This window comes from Kitasatospora sp. NPDC085879 (assembly GCF_040686255.1).
In the GTDB taxonomy this organism is placed as follows: Bacteria; Actinomycetota; Actinomycetes; order Streptomycetales; family Streptomycetaceae; genus Kitasatospora.
In genome coordinates, this window is record NZ_JBFBJZ010000173.1 from 1 (window position 1) to 3,003 (window position 3,003).

Genomic DNA, 3,003 nt, shown 5'->3' on the forward strand with positions numbered 1-3,003 from the left:
CGACAGCAGGCTCACGGACAGCAGCCGGTCACCGCATCAACTTTGGCGCACAGTCACTCGTACGAGGTGGTGCATGTTGACTCGTACGCCGACACGCTGGCATCCGTTCCGCCGCGGACACCGGATGCGCCGGCGGCCGCCCGGCGGATCGACCCCGCCCTGACCGAGATGCTCAGCAATCCGGCCCTGACCGGCATGCCGCGGTCCGACTTCGAGCGTCTGGTGGCAGTCTCCGAGCCGTACTGGGACGCGCTGGCCGAGGCGGCCTTCCAGCGACGCTTCCACCGTCCGCGCAGCTACCTCCACCCGCAGACCAGCAGTCTGGATCACTACCACCGCCTCCTGACGGCGCTATTGCGCCGACGCAGGGCGATCACCAGCACTCTCCTGGCCCAGCTGCTGGGCGTCACCCGCACTAACCTCTCCAACCAGTTCCAAGACGGCCACCGGCTCCTGGACCTGCACCGCGTCGTCGTCACACCGCTGCCAGGGTCGCCCGCCCGGACCCTCGAACAGCTTCGAGTCCGCTTGCCCGACGCGGGCCACCAGAAAGATCAACCCTGACAGTTATTCAGAGACAAGCCCTGGGCAAGGTCGGCAACTGCCAGATCGGCGTCAGCGTCCATGCGGTCTCCGGCACCGCCTCCTGCCCGCTGTCCTGGCGGCTGTTCCTGCCCGAGTCCTGGGACGGACCCGAGGCGGCTGGGCGGCGCGCGGCCTGCCGGATCCCCGAGGACGAGCACCACCGGCCGAAATGGCGTCTGGCGCTGGACATGCTCGACGAGCTCGCCGGCGCGGGGCTGCGGCCCGCGGTGCTGGTCGCGGACACCGCCTACGGTGCGAACGCCGACTTCCGCCACGGCCTGGAGGACCGCTTCCTGGCCTACGTGCTGCAGGCGAAGGGCGAGATGACCGCCTGGGGCGAGGATGCCGAACCCTATCGGCCTCCCTACGGGGGTCTGGGGCCGCGGCCGCTGCCGCGCTACCGCACCCACCCGGCCCCCTTGCGCGAGCACGTGCTGGCCGCCGGACGCCGCTCCGGACGGAGCGTGACCTGGCTCAAGGGCTCCAGAGCGGCGATGAGCTCACACTTCGTCCTGCTGCGGGTCCGCCTCGCCGGGCGCCGGCCCAAACCGGCCGACGACGGCACGATCCCCCTCACCTGGCTGATCGCCCAGTGGCCGGAGAACGAGGCGGAGCCGGTCAAGTACTGGATCTCGAACCTGCCCGCCGACATCCCCGCCAAGGACCTGGTCCGGCTCGCGAAGTCACGCTGGAGGATCGAACACGACTACCGCGAGCTGAAGACCCGCCTGGGCCTGGATCACTTCGAGGGCCGCTCCTTCATCGGCTGGCATCGCCACGTCACCCTCGTCAGCGCCGCCCACCTGTTCCTCACCGAACAGCGGGCCCTCCCAAAAGCCCTGGCCAGGGCCTGACCTTCTACCAGGCCCTGGACCTCCTCCAACACCTCATCGCGACATGGACCGGCAGCTGCCCCACATGCCGACAACCCATCCCATGGCAGACCTACGACACCACCTAACAAAGCACTACTAGGGAGCGTATTTGGTCGTGATCAAGGGGTGGTCTTGGTCAGGTCCTTGATCCAGATCATCGAGGCACGAAGGTGGAGGCCGGCGAGGTAGCTCTTGGGTGTCTTGTCGAACCGGGTGGCGATGCCCCGCCAGGCCTTCAGCCTGTTGATCAGGCGCTCGACGGTGTTCCGCTCCTTGTAGAGCTCGGCGTCGTGGCCGACGGGCCGCCCGCCCCTGCTGCCCTTCTTCTTTCGGTGGGCGGCCTGGTCCCGCTTCTCCGGGATGACGGCCTTGATGCCGCGTTTGCGCAGGTGGGAACGGTTGCCGCGGGAGGAGTAGGCCTTGTCGCCGGCGACCGCGTCGGGCCGGGTGCGGGGGCGGCCGACGGGCCCGCGAACCCGGACCTTCGCCAGCACCGGGATGAACTGCGGGCTGTCGGCGGCCTGTCCCTCGCTCAGGATGATTGCCAGCGGGCGGCACTTGCGCTCGCCGGCGATGTGGACCTTGCTGGTCTGTCCGCCTCTGGACCGTCCGAGCAGGGCTGCCTTCAGGCGGATCTTGCGTCTGCGTCGGACACGTCGCCGCTCGTCCCGTTCCGGGTCGTCTGCGGTGCCCTGCCCGTCTTGTTCCTTCGGGCCGCCCCCTTTTGGCGGGCCTTCTCCGCCTCTCGGCGGCCTTCTCCAGGTCGGCGAGCGTGCCGGGACCGAGGTGCATCCCGGCGGCGTCGTGGTGGGCCCGGACGGTGGTGGAATCCACGCTGACCAGCGACAAGTCCACCTCACCCCGCTTCGCGGCCTCCGCGATCGCGCCCTCCAGCAGGGCCTCGAACACCCCGGCGTCCCGCCACTGCCGAAAGCGGTTGTGGACCGTCGACCAGGCCCCGAACTCGCTCGGCATCTCCCTCCACTGGCTGCCCGTCCGGAACCGCCAGATCACGCCCTCGAACTGCCGGCGCAGTCGCTCGGGGTACGGGCCGTACTCGCCGATCGGCAGGTACGGCCCGATGAACTCCCACTCGCCGTCAGTCAGTTGCACTCGCGTCACACAACATGATCTATCGGATCGGGCGCGACCACGAGGGCGAAACCCGCATACTGATCACAACCCGATACGTGCCCTAGCGCCATGGATCCATCGCCTCCGCGAGGGATCGGCGTGCGCGGAACAGTCTGCCGCGCACCGTCTGTTCGCTGATGCCGAGGGTTCGTGCGATCTCGCCGTAGTGCATGTTGTGCAGTTCGCGCAGGATCCAGCAGGCCCGCTGGTCGGGGTCGATGCCGGCCAGTGCACGGGCGAGCGCGCGTACTGCGGCGTGTGCCTCGGCGATCTGCTCGGGGGCTCCGTGGGCCTGGAGGACCGGGGGTTCGGGCTGGATGTCGAGGGGGACGGCAGGCATGGGACGGCTGCGCAGGAGGCTGAGGCAGCGGTTGGTGACGATGCGGTAGAGCCAGGTGCGGAACGCGGC

Annotated in this window: 2 protein-coding genes and 2 pseudogenes; 2 read left to right on the plus strand and 2 right to left on the minus strand. The window is 69.2% G+C overall.

What is annotated here, in order from left to right; genetic code table 11:
* Positions 1 to 564: pseudogene (locus AB0P35_RS41780) on the plus strand (hypothetical protein); the annotation flags it as partial.
* 20 nt (positions 565 to 584) lie between these two features.
* Positions 585 to 1,439 carry an IS701 family transposase gene (locus AB0P35_RS41785; protein WP_363521775.1) on the plus strand — a complete coding sequence of 285 codons (855 nt, stop codon included), beginning with the start codon at positions 585 to 587 and terminating at the stop codon, positions 1,437 to 1,439.
* 140 nt (positions 1,440 to 1,579) lie between these two features.
* On the opposite strand, the pseudogene AB0P35_RS41790 reads toward AB0P35_RS41785, so the two are convergent.
* Together AB0P35_RS41790 and AB0P35_RS41795 are read right to left on the minus strand one after the other, a co-directional pair.
* A pseudogene (locus tag AB0P35_RS41790) lies at positions 1,580 to 2,582 on the minus strand (IS5 family transposase).
* Between the two features lie 73 nt (positions 2,583 to 2,655).
* Positions 2,656 to 3,003, minus strand: a 348-nt coding sequence (locus tag AB0P35_RS41795; RefSeq protein ID WP_363521772.1) for an RNA polymerase sigma factor, incomplete at its 5' end; no start/stop codon positions are given.